Below are 18,990 nucleotides of genomic sequence, written 5' to 3' on the forward strand. Positions count from 1 at the left end.
TACTCTTACAATAACCTCCTGTTCTGAGGAGAAGATTAAGGCTTTATGAGAATTTGATGAGAAATACATGAAACTGTTCTCAGAGTCAATCATCTTCGTCCCACTCCACCGACATGGTATCGCCGCGGATTGCGTGGATTTGAATGGTCGCTTCTTGGTCGGTCTCGTCGTTTTCAATTTCCACCAGATAGTAGCCGCCATCTGCCGTCTGCACAAACTCAGCTTCCTGTGCTTCTCCATTGAGTGTTTTTTTTGCCAGCACAATTGCTTCATCACGCGTAATGACTCGATCAGGTTCCGGCTCTGGTTCAGGTGCCGGCTCCTCAACAGGGGCTGGAGCTTCGACCGCCTCTTGGCTGATCCTCCGCACCTCACCAGTGGCTGCAGATAGAATGACCGTTGATTGTTGTGTTTCGCCTGTTACTTTGACATCATATTCGTTTCGTTCTTCGTTGTAGAGAACGTCGTCAATCGTTCCTGCAGCTTGCTCCAATGCAATTTCCTCTGCCTGCTGTTCAGTAACTTGTTTAGCCGCTTCTGTTTTTTCCATCAGCTCCATCGACTCCACTTGTCCATTTTGGCGATTGACAAGAGCCAAATAGCGCCCATCCGGCCGATTAAATTCGACTCTGTAATCATCTCCGGATTCTGTAGTTTGTTCTACTTCTCCCCCGTACAGGTTAACTACCGTTTCATTGGCTTGTTCTTCGGTCACTTGCGGGGAAGCACGTGGAAATAGCAGAAAAGCGAAGACTGCCACACCAAATAAGACTGTTGCTGACGCCATTAAAATCCATTTTCGCATCACAATCCCTCCTGATTTGAGTGTACATCCTCAACATTAAAATTCTCTGAGAAAATGATGGATACCGTAGTTCCTAATTGTTCAATGCTTTCTAGCTCAATTTCTACTTTCAGCGAGTCGGCCAATTGCTTTGCCAGTGCCAGGCCAAGACCAAACCCGCCTGTTTCGCGGCTCCGCGCTTTATCCACACGGTAAAAACGTTCAAAAACCAAAGGCACAGCGTCTTTCGGGATGCCAATTCCCGTATCCCGGATTTGAATAACGGTGTCCCCATTCTTTTTTGCCACCACTTCGATCTTGTCCGAACTGTATTTCCGAGCATTATCCAATAGGATATACAGCAATTGTTTGAACTTTGCAGTATCGGTAATAACCGGCAAGGATTTTTCAGTCGTGATCAACTTGAATTCACGATCATAAGATGTATTAAGCGCTGTGACAGTTTGCTCCAATAGCTCGAGTACATCTACTTTTGCCCACTCCACCCGGGATTCACTGCGGCGGGCAATATGCAGCAATTGCTCAATCAAAGCTTTCATGCGATCCGTTTCTGTACGGATCGCAGCCACACTTTCTTCTGCTATCTTTTCGTCCTGCATGCCTTGTCGCTGCAGGAGTTTGGCATAGCTGCCAATGACCGTCAATGGCGTCTTCAATTCATGGGATGCATTGGAAACAAACTCTTCTTGCTTGGAATAATTTTCTTCCAATAAGCCCATCATTTCATTGAATGTATTGCCCATCTGCGTTAGCTCGTCTTGAGATTCCCCTTCAATTGGCAGCTTTTCAAACTGGCCATTGCGCTGAATGCGCGTCATCGTCTTCGTTAAATTTGTAATTGGCAGGGTCACAATTTTCCCGAGCACAATACTGGAAATAATAACAGGAATCATGGCCAACAAAGTGCCTATCATCAAAACCAAACGCAATGTATTCAAATTATTGGTTGTTTCCCTCAGCGACTGGGCAACTGTCAATTCTGCCACTTGGCCGTCTGTCCAGATCACCGGCGCTTTGGCATAGGCAAAGCGTTCCCCTTCTACTTCCACCGTTCCAGACTGACCATCAAGTTCAGCAGGAAATGCCGCAGTGACCAACGGAGATTGGATAGGCGCTGGCTGCTCACCTTCCGGAAGAGTCACTTTCACAAGCCCGTTAACCGGCAAGTATGCGCGAAGCAAAATTCCTGGATCTGCCGCTTCAGTATCGTTGAGTTCCGCCACCAATGCATTTGTTTCAGCCTGCAGCTGCTCCACTTCTGTTGAATACGTCAATTGGCTGAATGAAAAATAAATAACAAAAGCCAGAATCAGCAAAATAACCAGCATCAGCAAGGCGGAAGAAATGTAAATTTTATTTTTTAGCTTCATCGCCCTGCTCCTTCATGACATAGCCGACGCCACGCACCGTCTGGATGTAAGTTGTACTTTCACCGGCATCCACTTTCCTGCGCAAATAGCGGATATAGACATCAATAACATTGGTATCTCCGTAGTAATCATAGCCCCACACAGCGTTCAGCACTTGCTCGCGGCTGAGTACCTGCTGTGGATTTTTTATCAAGTAAAGCAGCAGGTCGAACTCGCGCGGTGTCAGTTCAATCATGCGCCCGTTGCGTTTCACATCACGCGTGCTTTCGTTCATCTCCAACTCATGGAAACGGTGCAAAGCAGCATTTCCATTGCCATTCGACAGGCGCAGGCAAGCACGGATCCGCGCCAGCAGTTCTTCAATTTCAAACGGTTTGGTGACGTAGTCATTGGCTCCCAAATCCAAACCGGCCACTTTGTCTTTGACATCGTTTTTGGCCGTCAGCAAAATAACCGGAATCGCCGCATCTGCCGAACGGATGCGTTTTAATACATCAAGGCCGTGGATTTCCGGCAGCATCAAATCGAGCAGCACCAAATCCCAGTCCTGCTCGCGAAATTGAATCAACCCTTCCGATCCCGTGTAGGCGACGCCAATTTCATATCCTTCAAATTTCAATTCCAGTTCCAATACACGTGCAATGCTTTTTTCATCTTCCACTATCAAAATGCGTTCCGCCATCCCCATCACCTCTTCTGTTTATCATAGCAGGAGTAAAATAAAAAAAGCGACCCGTAGGCCGCTTATTTCAATACCGTTTTAATCCATTTTGCTCTGTTTTTATAAGGCGGGAACACGATGTTCACTGAAAACTTCGTTGATTTCTTCAAAATCGATTTGGCGTGTGTAAACGTTTCAAAGCTGGCTTTGCCGTGATAAGAGTTCATGCCTGACGTGCCGACTCCGCCAAACGGCAAATAAGAACTGCCAACGTGGGAAACCGTATCGTTGATGCATCCGCCGCCAAATGGCAATTGATCCAGGAAGAATCGGACAGCACGGTCATTTTCCGAAAATAAATAAGCGGATAGCGGTTTCGGCAACTTGCGGATTTGGCGCAGCAAAAGCGGCAAATCTGCATAGCTGATGATTGGCAAAATCGGACCGAAAATTTCCTCTTCCATCGAAGGGCTGTCCCACGTGATGTTATCCAAGACCACGGGTTCAATATAGCGGTCATTGCGATCTACTTTGCCGCCATGAATAATGTGGCTGGATTCTTTCTGTACAATCTCTGCTAAACGGTCAAAATGCTGGTGATTGACGATGCGTCCGTAGTCAGGGCTCTTTTGTGCATCTTTGCCATAAAACTCTTGTATCGTTTTCGTCAGCTTTTTCAGGAATTCGTCTTTGACCGATTCATGCACACAAATATAATCAGGAGCTACACACGTTTGACCGGTGTTGACCAGCTTTCCCCAGGCAATGCGTTTTGCTGCCAGATCCAGATTTGCTGTTTGATCCACAATTGCCGGGCTTTTTCCGCCAAGTTCCAATGTAATTGGCGTCAATCGTTCAGATGCTGCTTTCATGATGACTTTTCCGACATTGACGCTGCCTGTGAAGAAAATATAATCAAACGAAGCATGAATCAACGCTGTGACTTCTTCCCGTTCGCCTTCTACTACACGAATGTAATAGGCAGGAAATGCTTCTTCGATGATTGTCCGAATTGCTTTTGCCACATTCGGCGTCGCTTCAGAAGGCTTAACTACTGCACAGTTTCCACCGACAATTGCACCAATCAACGGTTCCATCACCAATTGGAATGGATAATTGAATGGGCCAATGACCAGAACAGAGCCATACGGTTCACGGAGGATAAAGCTTTTAGACGGCTGAAGGTGGATCGGCGTTTTTACTTGCTCTGGCTTCATCCATTCTTCTAGGTTTTTGGCCATGTTGCCAATGCTGTCAAGCACAAAGCCAACCTCTGTGGCGTAAGCTTCAAACTCGCTTTTGCCTAGATCTTTCTTCAAAGCGTCAATTACTTCTGATTTATGGGATTGAATCACACTTTTTAATTGAAGCAATTGCTCAATCCGAAAAGCAGCGGGCTTCGTATCACCTGTATAAAAATAAGTTCGCTGTTCTTCTATCATGTTTTCTACATCGTATGCTGTAAAATTCACAGTCCAACCTCCTTTAAGTTTCTAAATTATACCAACTACCGCATGGAATTCAAAAAGGAATGCTTATTCAGCTAACAAGTGATCAATATACCGTTGAATGACCAGTCCTTCATCAAAATTGACCAATAAAGTTGATTGATTTTCCATCTCCTCAAAAAGTGAAGGAACCTCTTCAAATTCAGCGATCAATTGGCGGTCTTCGCCTTTTCTTGAATCGTAGAGATCCGACCAGTTTTCCAGCGTCAACACACCTTGTTCGCCGTAAACTTTAAACTGCAGCAATTCTTTTTGGCCAATGCCACTGATTCCAGTCAGCAAGAACGGAATTTGCTGGGCGGTAAGGCCGTGAGCAATCAGTCCAGTTTCGCATTTGTTTGCTTGTTCCGGGTACGTAATGTGATGGGAAGTAAATGACAGTTCGCCGAAGAGCCGGTTCATCAACTGGAAATAATGAGGGAATACTTCACGGACAAATCCGCCTTGACTCTTTGAACCGATCCATGGGTTTTGCTGCCACAATCTCGGCCAATCCGGGAAAAAAGTTTGCAGCTCAATCCGGACTACTTTTCCAATGTCGCCGCCCTTGATGCGCTTGGCCATTTCGCGGACTGCCGGCTTGTACATCAGCGGAAAGTGCATAGCTGTCCGGACACGGTTGTTTTGAACCGAAGCTGTCATCAGTTCGCCGGCTTCGACATTATGTGCCAATGGCTTTTCACACAGGATGTTGATTCCAGCACTGGCCGCCAGTTCTGCGATTTCGGCATGAAATGCAGGCGGCGTTGCTATGTAAACCCAGTTAATGTCCGAATGCAGCACTTCTTCTACAGATTTAGCCATTGGGAGGCCATACGCTTCGCTGATTTCTGTAAGACGTTTTGTTTGCTGGTCGTAGACTATCTTTATTTCTACATGGCTTTCCTGCTGAATTTGTTTAATGATCCGTTCTCCAACAATGCCGGCTCCAATAATGCCAATTGAAATCATAAAATCTCCCCTTGTAAACGCCTTTCGGCTTTTTTTGCTATTTGTTTATTAGTGTAACCTGTAAGGGTATAGAATAGTCAAACAATAGCATTACACCCTTAAGGAGGAAATAACATGAATGAAGAAAAAAATTGGTGGGAACCGATCTTTACTGGCCAACTGGAAATCGGTGTCAATAAAGAAAAACTAGAAAGCACGACCGAAGAATCGTTCTTGTACTACGAAGAAACAACATCCACAGAGTCAGCCCTTTAATTGCTGAAACTTGCCTATTGGCTTTGCTTACGTACATAAAAACGCCTTGTTCAACTTTTACGATTGAAAAAGGCGTTTTGTTATGCAGATTTTCAGAGAGATTCAAAATTTGCAGTCAGCGGTCTGATTGCCAAAGAGTCTATTTGTTCCTATACTGATGAAGAAATGAAAGCGGGGATCCTTATGAAATTAAAACTAATGCTAGCGGCTTTACTGTTCCTGGCCGGCTGCAGCATGCTGGAATCGACTGATACGTCCGGTACGACCAACCGCATTGGTGTGGAAGTGACACAAGTCATCGACGGCGATACCATTAAAATCATCTACGAAGGCGAAGAAGTGACCGTTCGGTACTTGCTGATGGATACGCCGGAAACCAATCACCCGCGACTTGGCGAGCAGCCTCTTGGCAAAGAAGCGACCGAAGCCAACAAACGGCTGATCGAATCCGGTGACGTATCAATTGAATTTGACGTTGGCGACCGCTTTGATGATTATGACCGGCTGCTGGCTTATATTTACGTTGATGGCGAAAGCGTTCAAGAACAGCTGCTCGAGTCTGGTCTGGCCAGAGTCGCCTACGTATTCCCTCCAAACACCCGCTACCTCGATGACTTTGAGCAAGCGGAACAAATCGCAAAAGACGATGAAACTGGCGTGTGGCAATACGAAAACTATTCAACTGACCGAGGCTTTAATGCGGATGCCTATGGACAGGAAGAAACCACTACTTTCAATGAAGAACAGACCAATGGCGACTGCGATATCAAAGGCAACATCAACCGCAGCGGCAACAAAATCTACCACCTGCCAAGCGACTCTTCGTATGAACAGACCAATCCCGAAGAATGGTTTTGTTCGGAGCAGGACGCACAAGATGCTGGATTTCGAGGCGTTGGGCAATAAAGACTGATATATAGTGTTTTTACTCTGTAAAAAGCCTGGCTTTTCTACGATGAAGTAGAAAAGCCAGGCTCTTTTATTTCTAACTTATTTTGAGGATAAAAAATTTAAAGCAGCTTTCAAAAAACGAAAAACTGAATGAGTATTTTTAAAAATAACAATTCACAAAGCTACTTCATAAATCCGCTCTATTTAATCATAGTCAAATATCAGGATTTTTAATCTGTTTCCGTTGCTCCCAGTTTTTTTCTTTGGGTCCTGCTTTCCAGAAAAGCGGAGCATCTTTCGGTAACTTTCCGAAAATAAAGCCCGCAAAAGGTATAAACCGATGGAACGCCCAGATGAAAAAGTAACAGAATACAACTGCAAGTCCAAACTGAAGCCATATCATGATATGCCAGGAGAGTCCTGTTTCCTTTGTTGGGAAGAATAACATCACGTAATACAGGATAAATGGATGCACCAAATAATAACCAAACGAATAAGAAGCTACATATTTAAGCTTGGCAGTAGTCTTCCCACCAAAGAACGCAGCAAATTTTTCGGAAATATAAAAGAAGAAAAGTGCACCTACAGTCAAATAGATAATCCCAATAAGGCGATAATATTCTATAGGTATGTCAACCCGCTCACCGAACAAATTCCGGTAATGTATGGATACAAAAATTATGCCACAGAAAAGCGAGACAGCACCGGCCAGCGCAATTTTTCGATTGGTTATTTTAGCGGATACGGTTTCATAGTGAAGGCCAATCCATGCACCTAATGAAAATGCCGCAAAATAGTTCAAGAAAAAGTGCGTTGATGTTAAGCGGTACTCCATATTTAATGTGAAAAAGATAAATTCAATCAAAAAGCCAATGAGCCACAAGTATTTCCGCAGAAATTTCGAATAACGCACTATGACTAGAATGAGTGGAAATATAAGATAAAATTGCACAATCAGATAGATGAACCAAAGCTGATAATGACTTTCACCGTTTAGCAGCCTATGCCACGCTTCCTCAAGAACAAAAGTTCTGGCACCTAGATGGACATTGAAAAATTCATAAAAAATAGACCAGATGATGTAAGGAATAATAATATACGTTACCCGTTTTTTAAAATAGGACTTAAAAACATCTTTTGTTAATACACGTGTCCGATAGTTGTAGAAAAACACAATGCCGACCAACATAACAAACAGTGACGACTCCACACGGATTATTCGGTTAATGAAGTGATAAAATTGATGTTGATATGTGAAAGGTTCAAACAAGTGAAAAATTTGAGCGGTAGTATGTACGAGAACTACCATCACCATTGCCATAATACGAATATAATATATAGAATTAATTTCACGATTCAGTGCAACCCAACTCCTTACTGTTAACATTCGATTAAATGTTAACTTGCGTTTATTAAATCTCCATATCCTTCTAGTTGAAAGTTGGGATTTTATCATTTTATTATTGATTTAACTTTTAACAGTTAGCATACTTTTAAAATTGTTATGATTATTTACTATCTTCCTCAGAAAAACAGCTTAGATTTATAAATTCTTCTATCCGTTATTGTACTATATTTTCCTTAGTATTTGTTACGGATTCTAAATAACCTAAAAATCAGAACAAAAATGAACCAACTCAAATTTCAAGTTGGCTCATTTTATTAGTCAAGAATCGCAGATCCCATCCTCTTTCTACTATATTTTCAACAAACAAGGCAGAAACAACAATCATAAAAACTTTTCAACTTTTTTCAAAAAGCTATTGTAGTGCTCGTCTCAAACGTATATACTAAATAATGTCGAAGTACTGTAAGCGTCATTACATAAACGTTTACCACGATTCCTTAGCTCAGCTGGGAGAGCGCTACCTTGACAGGGTAGAGGTCGCTGGTTCGAGCCCAGTAGGAATCATATAAAAGCAACCGCGTAGCCTTTGGGCTGTGCGGTTTTTCTTTTGCGATAGACTTGGCAGTTTCTAATCAACAATCACAATTGAAATGACTTCATCCATCGGCAGCCTGTGGTTCGCCAATTGATCTCCATAAATCAGCATCCGGCTTGTCGCATCGATTCCTTTAATCACCCCTCTGTTTGTATAGATCACCCCGGCCTTCCAGCTGTGGATAATGACGTTGCATTGGCGTTTGAGTGCAATGTCCATTTCTTCCTGTATCAACTCCAGATCGAATTCATTTAGATCGGGTTTTGGCACCCATTCGTCTTTTTCATACCATGCCCGGATCAACTCAACATGCTCTGGCAACATTAACGCTGTCCACTTAATGCGCCCACGGTCTTTGATGTCTCCTACTGTTTTCAAGTATTTATTGCGCTTCATTGGGCCACCTCCTTATTCTTTATTATGTCCGCCAATCAATTTTGTTCTTGCAATGGCCGTTCCTGCCGCAGTACCCGAGATTCCCCGGTAAATCGCCGAGTAGCCATATCGTTTTCGGATCCTATCCATCGCTTCTCCAAGGCTTCTGTTTTCAAATTTTTTCTCATCGAAAAGGCTTAGCTGCATTGTTGATTCTTCTTCTAGGTTGCTAATCGCCAGTGAAATCTGCCGAATGGGTTTGTGCTGAAAATTCTCCCTGAAAATCTGCAAGCAAACCTGGTACATCTTTAAAGTGTCGTTTGTTGCTTCGTCAATAGAGCGTGAGCGTGAAAATCCTCCGCCAAAAGCGGTCTTGCTGTAAACCATGCTCAAATGGATGGTTCGCCCTGCACGGCGGGCTTGCCGCGTTCGCATAGCGACATCTTCGCACATTTCCAGGATAATCGTCATGATGTCTTTTTCTTCTATGTAATCCCGATACAAAATTTGTCCTTTCCCGTAACTGATCTGGCCTTCGATTAAAGGCGATCCCATATCTGATAAATCGATGCCATTGGCATGCTGATGGAGCTGGTTTCCCATAATGCCAAACTGTTCTTCCAGGAGGGCAACGTCTGTGCACGCCAAATCGCCAACAGAATAGATGCCCATACTGTTCAAGGTTTTTTCTGTCCGGTGCCCAATTCCCCACATTTTACTCAACGGTCTTACTGGCCACAACTTCATGGCAATGTCCGTGTGAGTCCAATAGGCGAAACCTTTTTCTTTCGCTTCCAAATCCAGTGCCAATTTGGCCATCAGCATATTTGGCCCTCCCCCAACTGCAGAAGGCAATTTGAAATCATCCAGAATTTCCTGCTGGATGCGGTGCATGGTGGAGGTCGGCGGACCCCATAGCTTTTCAGTTCCGGTCAACTCGATAAAACTCTCGTCTACACTGTAGATATGAATCGATTCTTTCGGCACATAAGTCCCCAACAATTCGGTGATGGCCATGGACTTTTGCAAATACAGTTTCATTTTTGGCTCGCTCAGCAAAATATCGGGATGATCCGGAATTTCAAAAAGCCGGGTGCCGGTTTTCACACCAAACCGCTCCTTCATCATCGGCGATGCCGCTAAAACAACACTCCCTTTCCGCTCCTGATTTCCAACTACCGCGAGGCAGACTTCGAGCGGATCCAAACCCAGCTCAACGGCGGAAACGCTGGCATAAAAGCCGCACATATCAATACAAAATATATAACGTTCTGGCAATTCAAAAGCCATTACAATTACCACCTCTCGAAAGGGAACGTTTGTTCTTATTCTATACCACGAATATCACGACGACAATCCCTTTTACGAAAATATAAATTTGGTATATAGCAAGTGCGAATTCCTATAGAAAGGTTTTCCAACAATCGTTCTTTTTGTTAAGCGGACACAACAGCCGATTCGTCAAATTTTCTAACTACTTTACATTTGGCCCGAGGCATTATATGATTAGCCAAGTAAAAGATTTGGCATCGATCGTTCTTAGGAGATTGTCGAAATCAATAGGAACCATTGGGTGCCAAACCCACTGCAAGCTTTAGGAACAAAGTTTGCTTTGAAAAAGTCATCGCCTTCGGGTGATGACTTTTTTCGTTGTTCCTGGTAAAGATAATGAAACAATAAAACCGGCCGGAGCATACGCCCCGACCGGTTTTGTGTTTTACTAAGCTTCTGCTGTTTTCGCAGGTTTTTTATCGCGTGCTATCCATTGAAGTCCGAATAAGATGACAAATGAAATGGCACCAATTGTATCAGACAATCCTTCTGGATAAATCAACGCCAATCCAGTTGCAAAGGTAATAATGCGTTCGAACCAGTTAAGCTTCCGGTACCAATACCCGATCAGCCCTGCTCCAATTGCAACCATTCCTGTTAGAGCTGTAATCAATACCCAAATCAATTCAGGCCAAGTAGTATCGATCATTAGGAGCGATGGAGACAATACGAACATATAAGGAATAATAAACGCTGCTGCTGCTAATTTGGCTGCAGTGAATCCAGTCCGTATCGGCTCTCCACCTGAGATGCCTGATGCTGCAAATGCAGCAAGTGCAACAGGCGGTGTAATGTCTGCGATAATCCCGAAGTAGAAAACAAATAGATGGGCAGACAAAGCGACCACAAGCGGCACGGCTGCTCCAACCGGCTCATCCAGCATCAATAGCGTGATAATGGCTGGCGCCGCTATCGTAGAGGTGATGACATAGTTGGCAGTCGTTGGCGATCCCATACCTAAAACAATTGCTGCAAGCATTGTGAAGAATAACGTTAACAGGATATTTCCTCCTGAAGCTGAAACCAATCCGTTTGCCAAACTCAATCCGAGTCCGGTCTTTACAACTACCCCAACGATAATCCCCGCTGCTGCCGTTGCAGCTGCGACAGCTAAAGCCGTACGAGCACCGTCAACAAGCGCCATAATGATATCTTTGAAATTCAAACGCGTTTCTTTATTGAAAGCACTGACGAAAATCGTCAACAGGATTCCGTAAAGTGCTGCCTGCATAGTCGGAATGCCGATTAAAAGGAAGACAATAATCGCCACAATCGGCAACAGAAGATAAATCTTTTTCAAAACTTCCTTCCGATCTGGCATTTCCTCTGGTGAAAGACCTTTCAGCCCAATCCGTTTTGCTTCGAAATGAGTCATAATCCAAACACCTGTGAAATACAAAAGAGCTGGTATTGTAGCTGCTTTTGCAATTTCCCAATAAGTGACTCCCCCGATAAACTCAACCATCAGGAAAGCTGCGGCACCCATAATCGGCGGCATTAACTGTCCGCCTGTTGATGCTGCGGCTTCTACCCCACCGGCAAACTCTTTCTTATATCCAAGCTTTTTCATCATCGGAATCGTATACGAACCCGATGTTACAACATTGGCAACCGAACTTCCCGAAATGGTCCCTTGCAGGGCGCTTGAGAAAATCGCTACTTTTGCTGGTCCTCCTGTCAAATTCCCGGCTAGTGAGACGGCCAAGTCATTAAAATACTGCCCGACTCCTGTTTTCACCAGGAATGATCCGAATAGTAGGAAGGTAAAAATGAAAGTTGCGGATACGCCAATTGGCGTTCCCAGTATCCCATCGGTAGTGTAGAACATCAGTTGAACAATCGAATCCAAATCCTGGCCTCTGTGACGTAAAAAGCCTGGGAAATAAGGACCGAAAAAGGCATATACTAAAAACAGACTGGCAATAACCGTAATCGGCATGCCCACTGCCCGACGCGTCGCTTCAAGCGTTAGCAGGATCGCTAAAATTCCGACAATCAAATCCAATTCGGTAACCCGTCCGAGACGGAATACCAGATCATCGTACATGATTGGCCAATAGGCAGCTACGCCAACTGACAGCAAAGCTAGAATATAGTCGTACCACGCCACTTTATGGCGAATCCCTTTGCGCTTTCTGGCAGGGAATAATATGAAAATTAAAGATAGGGCAAAGCCTAAGTGAATCGACCGCTGAATATAGGCAGTGTACTGACCAAAAATAGCGGTATAAAGTTGAAATAAGGAAAATGCCAATAAACCGAAAAAGACAACGTGCTTAATCATTCCACTTAAATCCCGCGTATTGGATTCAGGGTCATACTTTTGTAAAACTTCCTTTTGCTTTTCCGCTGAGATGTAAGATTCATCTTCTGGCGGCAACTTGTGCTGGTTGCGTTCTTCTGGCGGCAACTTATCGCTCATCAATTCTCACTCCTTCTCTTAGTTGAAACAAGGATAAGCGCTCTACCCTAAAAGTATAAGACTTACCTCTTTCAAGCGTTTTTTTCAAATCCATCTCATGTCCCTTTGTAATGAAAGACAACCCTGCATCAACATCTCCCACAAACAGACGAAACTCAGGAATTTCCCTGGTCATATTTTTAATAAAGTATTTCCCGTCTTTTTCGACAAAGGTCTCGCCTTCTCCTGCATTTGAAGGCATGCCAATGTTGAAATCTTCGTATTCGAGTTCTGTCATCATCAAAACATTATTTCCCACTACTTTATAGCTCTCAATAACTTCTGACAGATGAATCGAATGTGTATACTGGATTTGGAAAAATGGGCTTTCTACCGGTACATAAGCCGCTGTCTTTTCAGTCTTATTATCGATAAACACATAATACTTATGGAGAGGGAAGAATGCGATTAAGGAGCCGATTAAGATAGGGGCAATCAATAGTGGAAGAACAAGCTGTATCCGGAGTCTCCGCATATGTTTCTCCTCCATCTGAAAACAAATAACTGACGGCAGAGCTTGCGCTTTACCGTCAGTTAATCGCTCATTCAATTAATTTACTTCGTCAAAATATGCTTGCGCTCCTGGATGAACATCGATTCCGATTCCGTCAAGAGCCGTTTCAGCCTGAATAAATTCAGCTTTTGCATGTTGGATTTGATCCGTGTTTTCGTAAATCGCTTTCGTGATGTCATAGACAAGGTCTTCAGAAAGGTCATTTTGAACTACCAGCATCGCCAAAACAGACACCGTTGGAACTTCTTCAGTCAATCCGTAAATGCCTGATGGCACAACATCATGCGCATAATATGGATATTTTTCAATCAGTTCGTCAGCTTTGTCCTGTTCTACAGGTACAATGACAACGTCTGAAGTTGCTCCAAGACTTTCAACTGCGCCTGTTGGAGTTCCTGCAGTGATGAATGCCGCGTCAATCTGGCCTGACTGCAAGCTTTCCTGAGACTCACCAAAGTCAAGGTTTTGCGCATCAATGTCGTCCATTGTCATGCCATGAATCTCCAGCAATTGTTCAGCATTAATATAAGTTCCAGATCCTGGAGCACCTACAGAAATGCTTTTTCCTGCCAAATCGTCAAATGAAGCAATTCCAGAACTTGCAGTAGTAACCAATTGAATCGTTTCTGGGTAAAGGGCACCGATTGCAGAAACCGTATCGATGACTTCGCCTTCGAACATATTCGTTCCTTCAGCAGCATAAAATGCTGTATCTGTCTGAACAAATGCGATTTGCGCTGCTCCATCAGCCAGTGCCGTCATGTTCGCAGCAGATGCCTGTGAAACTTCAGCCGTCGTATCCAAACCGGTTTCGTTTTCAACGATTGTGGCCATTGCGCCGCCCAGTGGATAGTAAGTTCCTGTTGTGCCGCCTGTCAGGATGCTTAGGAATTCAGGATCCGCTGCCCCGCCGCCTTCGCCTTCCGGTTCTGTAGCTGCGTCATCTCCGCAACCTGCTAAAAATACAGATCCTGCAAGAGTTACTGCAGCAAATAAACCAAATTTCTTGTTTAACATAAGGTGACCTCCCTTTTCTATCGTGTTTTATGTTCCAATTTAATAATAGCATGTCTTTCTTACTAGTTTCAACGACTTTCAAAAATACAACCGCTTACAGCGGGAACATTTAGAAAACTCTTTACGTTTCGGCACCCTCTACATGGGTTTCAGGTGCTGTATCTTCTGGGGCCAAATCTTCGAATGTTTTTCCCTGCTCTTCGAGATCACGGGTCCTATGGGCGATGCGCGCTGATGCACATGCAGCAATACTTGCCACCAAATCATCCAGGAATGTGTGAACCTGACCGCCGTATTTTGTATCGAGCTTGTGGATGATTCCGGTTTTGTTTTTATCTAAATGTCCGAATGTCGTAACGGCGATGCTGCCGTAAGTTAGAACTGCACCCAAGCCGATCATTTCATCAACACCAAACAGCCCTTCATCCGATCCGACGATCTGTTGCAGCGGACGCGACAGTTTCCCTTGCTCTGCCAGTTCATCCAATTCGATGCCGACCAACAAGGCGTGCTGCATTTCGCGCTTACGCAAAACACTTTCAACTGATTCCATGCAATGTTCAATTTTAAGGCCTTCATTAAATGGCAGCTGCATATCCAAAACAATTTTGGCTATGTCTTCATTGGTAACGCCTCTGCGTTCTAATGCTTCATGCGTTGCTTTTGTCACGTCGTCTGAATGAACTCGAAATCTTGCACCGTCCATGTAAAAAACCCCTTTCGCCTTAATAAGTTGGTGTTCTTTCCCATTATACCTTGGACATTCAGTATGGTACAATTTTCTTACAAACCCTTAAAGGAGGACTCTAAATGACGACTGGAAAGGTAGAAGATTTATCCATCTACAGCAAGGAACTCCAAGAAGACATGCAATTGCTCGTCTATCTTCCTTCCAATTTTTCGCCTCTTTATAAATACACCCTGGTCATTGCTTCTGACGGCAAGGACTATTTTCAATTGGGGCGTATTCCCCGTGTTGTGGATGAATTATTGGGAAGCCAGGAAATTGAAAACATTATCGTGGTCGGCATACCTTATAAAAGCGTTGCAGACCGAAACAAAAAATACGAACCTACCGGTGAACAGCATGGTGCTTACCTGCGCTTTCTCGCACATGAACTGGTGCCGTTTCTTGACGAAAAATATCCAACCTATCAAGTTGGGATGGGACGTGCATTAATTGGCGATTCGCTGGCCGCGACCGTATCGCTCATGGCAGCATTAAAATACCCGAATATATTCGGGCGCGTTATTTTGCAATCGCCAAAGGTTGGGAAAGAAATGATGACAGCCGTCGAAGCTTTCAAATCGGCTAATTCCTTTACCGTTTACCATGTGATTGGAAAAGAAGAAACAGCCGTCAAACTTGGCAATGGCACTACCGAAGATTTTGTCGAACCAAATCGGCAATTAAATAATTTAATGAAAAATAAAGGGTTTTCGATCTTTTATGAAGAATTTGAAGGAGACCATACTTGGAAGCACTGGCAGCCTGATTTGAGGCGTGCGCTTATTCAGAACTTTGGTATGTAGCTGAGTGCCGCTCCAAGACAAAGCAACAGTATGAATGGTTATTACAGACAAGGAGGTCATTAAGATGAAATATGGAGTCGCAGCTTTTCCTTCAAAAAAATTGCAGGATCTTGCCAATTCGTACCGAAAACGATATGATCCGCATTATGAATTAATTACTCCTCACATGACGCTAAAAGAACCGTTTGAGGCCGATGCATCAACCATTAAGGACGTTGCAGCAGAAATGCAGAACATCGCCAAACGGCAAAAGCCGTTCAAACTGCATGCTACGCGTGTCAGTACATTTTCGCCGGTTACCAATACCTTGTATTTTAAAGTGGAGCCAAATGCGGCAATTGCGGCGTTGCACGAAGATCTTCATTCCGACTTTTTTGGAGGCATGCCCAAGCATTCTTTCGTTCCGCATATCACAATCGGGCAAAAGTTTTCCGATACCGAGCACGCCGATGTTTATGCACAACTGAAGATGGCTGGTATTGACCACGAAGAAGTGATCGATCGCATGCACCTGCTTTATCAGTTAGAAGATGGTTCATGGACAGTTTACGAGACATTCAGATTAACTGGAGATGATCAATAAGTGCTAAAAGTAAAAATTGCTGAAATCCAAATGGAAAAAGAACAGGCTTTTGATATCCGCAGAAAAGTTTTTGTGGATGAACAACATGTTCCCATTCATATTGAAATGGATGAGTACGATGATACCGCGATTCATTTTATCGGCTATCAACTGGAGCAGCCGATTGCGGCAGGACGCATTCGTGAAGTGGAGTCAGGTCTGGGGAAAGTTGAGCGCGTGTGCGTACTTTCCGAATACCGCGGCCAGCATATAGGCGTTCTGATGATGAACGAGATGGAAGAGTATGCACGGACAAACGGCCTTTTCAGACTCAAATTAAATGCCCAAACCCATGCACTCCCCTTCTATGAAAAATTGGGCTATGACATCACATCCGATGAATTTATGGATGCTGGCATTCCCCACAAATCGATGGAAAAAGTCATTACTTAATTTATCAATAACAAAAAACGCAGATTGGCCAGTGACTCGGCCAATCTGCGTTTTTCTGTAGGTTTTATAAAATATGGAACCCACTGTCTACATGGATGGTTTCTCCTGTAATCCCGCGTGACATGTCACTGAATAGGAACGCGGCGGTATCGCCCACTTCTTCAGGTGTCGTGTTGCGGCGAAGCGGTGCTTTTTCTTCGATTTCGTGAAGGATCGAATTGAAATCGCTGACGCCTTTTGAGGACAATGTACGAATTGGGCCTGAAGAAATGGCGTTGACACGGATGCCATGTCGTCCAAGATCAGCCGCTAAATAACGGACGGACATTTCTAGGGAAGCTTTGGCAACTCCCATGACATTGTAGTTCGGCATAACACGTTCGCCGCCAATATACGTTAATGCGACGATGCTTCCGCCTTCTGCCATTAAGGGCTTGGCGTTTTTCGCGATGCTCGTCAAAGAATAGGCGCTGATGTTATGCGCCAATAGGAAACCATCTCGTGATGTATCCGAAAAGTCGCCGGACAACTCTTCGCCTTTAGCAAACGCGATGCAGTGTGCCAATCCGTGAATCGTTCCCACCTGTTCTTTAATAGCGGTAAAGCATTCCGCGACTGCTTCGTCGTTGGTCACGTCACAAGGCAAAATTAGTTCATGGCTGCCGTCAAGCGTTGCCACCAAGTCCCGAACTGATTTTTCAAAGCGTTCTCCTGCATACGTAAAAATCAGATTGGCTCCCGATTGGTCTAAAGAGCGTGCGATTCCCCAAGCGATGCTGCGTTTGTTGGCTACTCCCATAATGACAAAAGTCTTTCCTTCTAATGATATTGACATGTCCATTCCTCCTGCGTCTGTTATTATTACCTGGTACTAATAATACCTCACAAAAAAGAAAAGTGCAATTCGCACTTTTCTAGAGTCGGCTAAGAAACGTAGTGGCTAAGCCTAAATAAATGACGATTGAAATGATATCATTCAAAGTGGTAATAAAGGGTCCAGATGCCACGGCTGGATCAATTTTCATGCGGTGAATCAATAACGGAATAAAGGACCCCGCCAAGGTTGCCACAAAAATAGAGCTCATCACGGCTGTTCCAACGAGCATGCCGATCAGCAATTCATCTTTCCAAAAATAAACGAGTCCAACAACGACAATACCACACACGACACCGGTAATCAGTCCTGTACCCGCTTCACGGAACAACAGCTTCATTTTGCTTTGTTCTTCAATGTCGCCGGTCGCAATGCCTCGTACAGCAACAGCAAGTGCCTGTGTTCCACTGTTCCCGGCCATTCCGGCAATCAGTGGAATAAAGACCGCCAACAACGCGACTTCATCCAATGTCGCTTCAAACATGCCCATCAAGTTCGCTGTCAGCATTCCAAGAAATGTCAGCAACAGCAGCCAGGGCAGGCGTTTTTTTGCAGCCGTCAACGGTCCTTTGTCAAAGGTATCCATATCGGAAACGGCGGCCAGTTTGGAGTAATCGTCCGACGCTTCTTCTTCGAGGACGTCAATGATATCATCGACTGTGATGATTCCAAGAAGATGATTTTGAAAATCGACAACCGGCAAAGCCAGGAAATCATAATCCTTGATCATCCGGGCCACTTCTTCTTGGTCTTCACTGACAGAAACGCTGACGACCCGTTCATTCATGATCGAACTGATGAGCGTATCTTCTTCAGCCAGGATCAAATCTCTTAACGTCACAATGCCCGACAATTTTTTATCATCATCAATGACAAACACATAATAGATGGTTTCAGCATTTGGTGCTGCATTCCGCAAAATGTTCATGGCCGAACGGACCGTAGAATTTTTTGGTATGGCCACAAACTCGGTGGTCATGATGGAACCCGCTGTATACTCTTCGTAATGCAGCAAGTCCTTGATTTGCTGCGCCGATTCCTTGTCCATAATCGTCAGGTAGCTGGCGACCTGTTCTTTATTCAATTCGTTTAAGACATCTACCGCGTCATCCGTGTACATATAAGACAACAAATCAGAAGCATAACGGGCGTCCATCTCGTGAAATAAATCTTCGTATTCATCATCATCCAAATCAATAGCTTCAAAAATATCCGCCATCTCTTTAGGAGAGAGATACTGATACAACAATTGCCTAGTTGCGGAATCCGCCTTTTCATAAAAACTTGCCTGGTCGTATGGATGATGCGATAAAAACTCATCGCGGAATTCTTTAACATCTCCGCGGATCAGCAATTCAGTAAATAACGCGTCGTTTAATTCTTCATCACGTACTACTTTTTCTTCCACCATGTATACTCCCTCCTTCCGAAGATTGTCTTTGCTTGCTATAGTATTCTATACGCTACACCATAGGTATGTATAGT

The 18,990-nt window shown here is 44.1% G+C and carries 19 protein-coding genes and 1 tRNA gene; 6 read left to right on the forward strand and 14 right to left on the reverse strand.

Annotated elements, in window-relative coordinates:
• Positions 1–85 precede the first annotated feature (85 nt).
• The 5 genes from AC4EG4_RS03260 to AC4EG4_RS03280 form a co-directional block, all read right to left on the reverse strand.
• Positions 86–805 (reverse strand): PepSY domain-containing protein, encoded by a 720-nt coding sequence (locus AC4EG4_RS03260; protein WP_490977743.1) that lies wholly within the window; start codon positions 803–805, stop codon positions 86–88.
• Entirely contained in the window at positions 805–2,175 is a 1,371-nt protein-coding gene (locus AC4EG4_RS03265) for a HAMP domain-containing sensor histidine kinase (protein WP_490977742.1), read from the reverse strand. Before AC4EG4_RS03265 ends, AC4EG4_RS03260 begins: the two co-directional genes overlap by 1 nt.
• A complete protein-coding gene (locus tag AC4EG4_RS03270; protein WP_490977741.1) occupies positions 2,159–2,857 on the reverse strand; it encodes a response regulator transcription factor in 699 nt (232 codons plus the stop codon). The genes AC4EG4_RS03265 and AC4EG4_RS03270 overlap by 17 nt, the downstream gene beginning before the upstream one ends.
• Before the next feature lie 62 nt (positions 2,858–2,919).
• Entirely contained in the window at positions 2,920–4,308 is a 1,389-nt protein-coding gene (locus AC4EG4_RS03275; protein ID WP_490986899.1) for an aldehyde dehydrogenase, read from the reverse strand.
• A gap of 63 nt (positions 4,309–4,371) precedes the next feature.
• Positions 4,372–5,295, reverse strand: coding sequence for a Gfo/Idh/MocA family protein (locus AC4EG4_RS03280; protein ID WP_490986900.1), 924 nt, complete (start codon positions 5,293–5,295; stop codon positions 4,372–4,374).
• Between the two features lie 114 nt (positions 5,296–5,409).
• Between AC4EG4_RS03280 and AC4EG4_RS03285 the strand changes: the two genes are divergently transcribed.
• A complete protein-coding gene (locus AC4EG4_RS03285) occupies positions 5,410–5,550 on the forward strand; it encodes a hypothetical protein (protein WP_490986901.1) in 141 nt (46 codons plus the stop codon).
• Between the two features lie 183 nt (positions 5,551–5,733).
• Entirely contained in the window at positions 5,734–6,456 is a 723-nt protein-coding gene (locus AC4EG4_RS03290) for a thermonuclease family protein (protein ID WP_490977737.1), read from the forward strand.
• 199 nt (positions 6,457–6,655) lie between these two features.
• Here the strand turns inward: AC4EG4_RS03290 and AC4EG4_RS03295 are convergent, their stop codons facing one another.
• Entirely contained in the window at positions 6,656–7,828 is a 1,173-nt protein-coding gene (locus AC4EG4_RS03295; protein ID WP_490977736.1) for an acyltransferase, read from the reverse strand.
• Positions 7,829–8,280: 452 nt separating this feature from the next.
• Here AC4EG4_RS03295 and AC4EG4_RS03300 point away from each other — a divergent pair.
• Positions 8,281–8,353, forward strand: a tRNA-Val gene (locus tag AC4EG4_RS03300).
• Between the two features lie 64 nt (positions 8,354–8,417).
• Here AC4EG4_RS03300 and AC4EG4_RS03305 read toward each other — a convergent pair.
• From AC4EG4_RS03305 to AC4EG4_RS03330, 6 genes are all read right to left on the reverse strand, one after another.
• Positions 8,418–8,780, reverse strand: coding sequence for a YolD-like family protein (locus AC4EG4_RS03305; RefSeq protein WP_490977735.1), 363 nt, complete (start codon positions 8,778–8,780; stop codon positions 8,418–8,420).
• 12 nt (positions 8,781–8,792) lie between these two features.
• Positions 8,793–10,049, reverse strand: coding sequence for a Y-family DNA polymerase (locus AC4EG4_RS03310; RefSeq protein ID WP_490986902.1), 1,257 nt, complete (start codon positions 10,047–10,049; stop codon positions 8,793–8,795).
• Between the two features lie 430 nt (positions 10,050–10,479).
• Positions 10,480–12,513, reverse strand: a complete 2,034-nt coding sequence (locus AC4EG4_RS03315) for a TRAP transporter permease (RefSeq protein ID WP_490977733.1) — start codon at positions 12,511–12,513, stop codon at positions 10,480–10,482.
• On the reverse strand, positions 12,503–13,102 hold the full coding sequence (locus AC4EG4_RS03320) for a DUF1850 domain-containing protein (protein ID WP_490986903.1): 600 nt from the start codon (positions 13,100–13,102) through the stop codon (positions 12,503–12,505). Before AC4EG4_RS03320 ends, AC4EG4_RS03315 begins: the two co-directional genes overlap by 11 nt.
• Positions 13,103–14,083 (reverse strand): TAXI family TRAP transporter solute-binding subunit, encoded by a 981-nt coding sequence (locus tag AC4EG4_RS03325; protein ID WP_490986904.1) that lies wholly within the window; start codon positions 14,081–14,083, stop codon positions 13,103–13,105.
• A gap of 121 nt (positions 14,084–14,204) precedes the next feature.
• On the reverse strand, positions 14,205–14,789 hold the full coding sequence (locus AC4EG4_RS03330) for a phosphatidylglycerophosphatase A family protein (protein WP_490977730.1): 585 nt from the start codon (positions 14,787–14,789) through the stop codon (positions 14,205–14,207).
• 104 nt (positions 14,790–14,893) lie between these two features.
• Between AC4EG4_RS03330 and AC4EG4_RS03335 the strand changes: the two genes are divergently transcribed.
• The 3 genes from AC4EG4_RS03335 (at position 14,894) to AC4EG4_RS03345 (ending at position 16,631) form a co-directional block, all read left to right on the forward strand.
• Complete coding sequence (locus AC4EG4_RS03335; protein ID WP_490986905.1) at positions 14,894–15,616, forward strand: alpha/beta hydrolase; 723 nt, start codon at positions 14,894–14,896, stop codon at positions 15,614–15,616.
• Between the two features lie 64 nt (positions 15,617–15,680).
• The gene (locus tag AC4EG4_RS03340) at positions 15,681–16,199 is read left to right on the forward strand and encodes a YjcG family protein (RefSeq protein WP_490977728.1); all 519 of its coding nucleotides are present in this window, start codon (positions 15,681–15,683) and stop codon (positions 16,197–16,199) included.
• Positions 16,200–16,631 carry a GNAT family N-acetyltransferase gene (locus tag AC4EG4_RS03345; protein ID WP_490977727.1) on the forward strand — a complete coding sequence of 144 codons (432 nt, stop codon included), beginning with the start codon at positions 16,200–16,202 and terminating at the stop codon, positions 16,629–16,631.
• 64 nt (positions 16,632–16,695) lie between these two features.
• Here the strand turns inward: AC4EG4_RS03345 and fabI are convergent, their stop codons facing one another.
• Complete coding sequence (gene fabI / locus AC4EG4_RS03350; RefSeq protein WP_490986906.1) at positions 16,696–17,466, reverse strand: enoyl-ACP reductase FabI; 771 nt, start codon at positions 17,464–17,466, stop codon at positions 16,696–16,698.
• Positions 17,467–17,545: 79 nt separating this feature from the next.
• A complete protein-coding gene (mgtE, locus tag AC4EG4_RS03355; RefSeq protein ID WP_490977725.1) occupies positions 17,546–18,916 on the reverse strand; it encodes a magnesium transporter in 1,371 nt (456 codons plus the stop codon).
• Between the last annotated feature and the right edge of the window lie 74 nt (positions 18,917–18,990).

The sequence above is a fragment of the Planococcus sp. TJ-201 genome (genome assembly GCF_058268495.1).

What these genes read in the sequence shown, in the direction of transcription:
- AC4EG4_RS03260 (WP_490977743.1), bottom strand. Translation starts at nt 805, where the DNA reads ATGCGAAAATGGATTTTAATGGCGTCAGCAACAGTCTTATTTGGTGTG.
- AC4EG4_RS03265 (WP_490977742.1), bottom strand. Translation starts at nt 2,175, where the DNA reads ATGAAGCTAAAAAATAAAATTTACATTTCTTCCGCCTTGCTGATGCTG.
- AC4EG4_RS03270 (WP_490977741.1), bottom strand. Translation starts at nt 2,857, where the DNA reads ATGGCGGAACGCATTTTGATAGTGGAAGATGAAAAAAGCATTGCACGT.
- AC4EG4_RS03280 (WP_490986900.1), bottom strand. Translation starts at nt 5,295, where the DNA reads ATGATTTCAATTGGCATTATTGGAGCCGGCATTGTTGGAGAACGGATC.
- AC4EG4_RS03285 (WP_490986901.1), top strand. Translation starts at nt 5,410, where the DNA reads ATGAATGAAGAAAAAAATTGGTGGGAACCGATCTTTACTGGCCAACTG.
- AC4EG4_RS03290 (WP_490977737.1), top strand. Translation starts at nt 5,734, where the DNA reads ATGAAATTAAAACTAATGCTAGCGGCTTTACTGTTCCTGGCCGGCTGC.
- AC4EG4_RS03295 (WP_490977736.1), bottom strand. Translation starts at nt 7,828, where the DNA reads ATGTTAACAGTAAGGAGTTGGGTTGCACTGAATCGTGAAATTAATTCT.
- AC4EG4_RS03305 (WP_490977735.1), bottom strand. Translation starts at nt 8,780, where the DNA reads ATGAAGCGCAATAAATACTTGAAAACAGTAGGAGACATCAAAGACCGT.
- AC4EG4_RS03310 (WP_490986902.1), bottom strand. Translation starts at nt 10,049, where the DNA reads ATGGCTTTTGAATTGCCAGAACGTTATATATTTTGTATTGATATGTGC.
- AC4EG4_RS03315 (WP_490977733.1), bottom strand. Translation starts at nt 12,513, where the DNA reads ATGAGCGATAAGTTGCCGCCAGAAGAACGCAACCAGCACAAGTTGCCG.
- AC4EG4_RS03325 (WP_490986904.1), bottom strand. Translation starts at nt 14,083, where the DNA reads ATGTTAAACAAGAAATTTGGTTTATTTGCTGCAGTAACTCTTGCAGGA.
- AC4EG4_RS03330 (WP_490977730.1), bottom strand. Translation starts at nt 14,789, where the DNA reads ATGGACGGTGCAAGATTTCGAGTTCATTCAGACGACGTGACAAAAGCA.
- AC4EG4_RS03335 (WP_490986905.1), top strand. Translation starts at nt 14,894, where the DNA reads ATGACGACTGGAAAGGTAGAAGATTTATCCATCTACAGCAAGGAACTC.
- AC4EG4_RS03340 (WP_490977728.1), top strand. Translation starts at nt 15,681, where the DNA reads ATGAAATATGGAGTCGCAGCTTTTCCTTCAAAAAAATTGCAGGATCTT.
- fabI (WP_490986906.1), bottom strand. Translation starts at nt 17,466, where the DNA reads ATGTCAATATCATTAGAAGGAAAGACTTTTGTCATTATGGGAGTAGCC.
- mgtE (WP_490977725.1), bottom strand. Translation starts at nt 18,916, where the DNA reads ATGGTGGAAGAAAAAGTAGTACGTGATGAAGAATTAAACGACGCGTTA.